This is a genomic window from uncultured Aquabacterium sp., assembly GCF_913773725.1.
Lineage (GTDB): Bacteria > Pseudomonadota > Gammaproteobacteria > Burkholderiales > Burkholderiaceae_C > Aquabacterium.
Genome location: NZ_CAJYGK010000153.1, coordinates 1 through 2,863 on the forward strand (window position 1 = coordinate 1; position 2,863 = coordinate 2,863).

The 2,863-nt window shown below is 68.3% G+C and carries 2 protein-coding genes and 1 pseudogene; all 3 read right to left on the bottom strand.

Annotated elements, in window-relative coordinates:
* Positions 1 to 311: 311 nt before the first annotated feature.
* Positions 312 to 1,544 (bottom strand): STY4528 family pathogenicity island replication protein, encoded by a 1,233-nt coding sequence (locus QZ709_RS18040; protein WP_294638855.1) that lies wholly within the window; start codon positions 1,542 to 1,544, stop codon positions 312 to 314.
* Positions 1,545 to 1,547: 3 nt separating this feature from the next.
* Complete coding sequence (locus tag QZ709_RS18045; RefSeq protein WP_294638857.1) at positions 1,548 to 2,108, bottom strand: DUF2857 domain-containing protein; 561 nt, start codon at positions 2,106 to 2,108, stop codon at positions 1,548 to 1,550.
* A gap of 14 nt (positions 2,109 to 2,122) precedes the next feature.
* Positions 2,123 to 2,863: pseudogene (locus QZ709_RS18050) on the bottom strand (hypothetical protein); the annotation flags it as partial.

Below are 2,863 nucleotides of genomic sequence, written 5' to 3' on the forward strand. Positions count from 1 at the left end.
AACGGTCCCCTGGGGACCGCTCCGCAGATGGGCACTCACATCGGCGTTCCCGTCCTCGGTTGTTGACGGTATGCGTGCTGCACCGCACGTCGCGCTGCCGTTCGACACGATCCTTCGCCGCGCAGCCGTCCCCAGGGGACCGTTCCGTTGAGCGCCATGGAGGTCTGCTTCATGGTCTTGCATGCGCTCTACTCAGGTTTTGCGCAGCATGTCGCGCCGTCGCCCGGCGCTTCACCGCACAGCCGTCCCCAGGGGACCGTTTCTGCCGACCGCCATGGAGATCTACTTCACGGCTTTGACAAGCCCTGTGCTCAGGATTTGCGCAGCAGATCGCGCAGGCGCTCGATGTGCTGCCGGGCCACCTCGGGCGGCACGACGTTGCGCGGCGGCTCGGTTGGTGGCGCTCGCGCCGCCGATGGTGTTGGCGGTGCCGGGCCGGTCTGCTTGGCCCACGCATTGAACTCGCCGCGCATGGCGCGCTGGATGATGCCGAACAGATAACCGGCGGGGTTGCGGATGCCATGCTTGCCGCACCGTGCGGCCCATTCGTCCAGCACGGCCTGCCCCAGGGCAGCGTCCACCTGCTGCAACGCCATCCTGGCTCCGGCCTGCTGTTCCGCCTTCAGTTCCGCGAAGCGCTTGGGCCATTGCAGGTCGCCCAGCGCACGCGCCTGCGCGGTAGTACGTACTTCATTAATACGACTACTACGTACTGTACGGTCCTGCTTCGGATTCCGAAGAGCGCCGTCTGGCGCGGGTTTCGGCCCTGCTTCGGATTCCGAAGAGGGGCGTTCGCCATTCCGAAGAAGGCTCGCGGGCCCTTCTTCGGAATCGTGGATCGCATCCTCCTGTGGATAACTTTGAGTGGCGGTGATGCCCTGGTCGGCCAGGCGCTCGGCGAGCACTTGCAGCCGCGACGGCAAGGTGCGTCCGGACAACATCGGGTCGTCCGCGATCTCCTGGAGGGTGTTGAGTCCCACCACCTGAACGGCCTTGGCCGCATGCCCCAGCGACTGGCTGACCAGGGCCAGGTAGTCGGCGTCGAGCTGCATGGCCTCGAACGGTGTCAGGGGTTCGTCATGCAGGACGTAGAGGTTTCCGAGGATGCGGCCGGTCTTGGGGTCGCGCCGTCGTCGCACGAGGCTCAGCCAGCGCGTCAGGCGCAGCAGCGTCAGCGCCCGCGCGACGGTCTCGTGGGAGGCTTGTCCCGCGCAGGGCATGGACGCCAGCCAGGGGCGCAACTGCTCATAGGTCGGGAACGCCGTGACGCCGTCGTCGTTGAGCATCAGCCGGAACACCTGCCAGGCGTTGCGCTCCAGCGGTGTCAGGCGGCGGTCGAGGAACAGCCGCCGCGGCACGCTCTCGTGCCGATTGCCACTGAACAGGAAGGCGTCGCCGGACGCGGCAGGCGTGGGCACTGCCATGGGCGCTGGCGCGCTGGGATGTGGCTTGGGCGTGAGGTCCTTCAGCGCAGCGTCGAACAGGTCGGCGAGTGCGACGGGGCCTTGACGCGGGGCTCGTGGGGCGGTGTCGTCCACGGCCATGGCCTAGCCCAATCCCTGATCGACCCAGTTCCTGATCGCGGCCCAGACCACCGAGAGCGGCAGTGACATACCCTCGGCCAGGTCCATGGCCGCATCGAGAATCGAGGTCTCGTCCTCCAGATCGACGTTCCTGCTGCTGGTCACGGCTTTCCATTGCCGCCACAGTTCGGTGTCCTGGGTCTCGTCCAGGACGGGGTGGCGCCCCTTGCGCTTGGGCAGGCCGAGGATCTCCCGCCGCAGGGCGACTTCCTGATGGGTCAGGCCATAGAAGCGGCTGACCATCTCCGTGCTGGCCCCCAGCCGCAGCATGCGATCGACCGTGGCGATTTCCTTCTCCACGTCCTGTGCCTGGTTGAGCAGGCGCTGCAGCACTTCGCGGTTGACCGTGACCGAGCACCACGAGACGCTGGCGTTGGCCAGCACGCTGATCAGCGCGGGGTGCTTGAGCGCATCCAGCTCGGCCTCGCCGAAGCCCATGGCCTTGCAGCGGCACAGTTGGCCGTTGCGAAGGTCATACAGCGCCTGGGCGATCACGGCCTGGTTGAGCGGATGCGATGTGGACATGCGACCTCCCTCGCTCACGTCCCGGGCGCCGTGGTGCCGGCTTCCAGGTCCAGCAGACGCCGGGCCAAGCGGAGCAGCCGAAAGAGCTTGACCAACGCGGTGTCGCTCAAGCGCCTTGCGCCGCTGCCATGGCCTTGGCTCTGGCCGTGCAACAGGGTCGGCAGGTCGGCGGCGAGCTGCGCGCCGTCCAGGCCCGCTTCGGCGACGGGCTGACCCGTCAGCGAAGTGAGGAGCGTCAGCACCGCGCGGCCGAGCGGCGACGGGGCTTGGCCGCGGGCGCGGCACGCAAACCCGATGCCATCGGCGCGATCCTCGATGTACTCGTCCAGGCCTGCCTCCCCGGCGATCTCGCGCGCGAACTGCGCGATGTGGATGCGCAGCCGATCGGGCGTGTCCAGGCCGGCGTCGATGTACCAGACATCGGAGATCGGATAGAGTCCGCCGGCTTGCACCGGGATGGACTGCAACACGCTCGCCGAGAAGTCGGGCGGCAGCGCATCGCCCAACTGGTCGGCGACCATGCGCTGGATCGACTGCAGCCGTTCGGTCGTCGGTGCCGGCGAGACGATGTGCTCACGAAGCAGATCGCTCGGTGCAGCCGCCGGGCTTCCCGTGGCCGCTTCGCCAGCCGCCGTGTCGTCGTGGCGCAAGGTGGGCTCGGACGCCGGAGGGCTGGCGGGTGGAGGACCGGCCGCCGCTGCAGGCGTGGCGATGGACGATGCTGCGCCCGGCGGAGTCGGCGTGCCGGCGGTGGG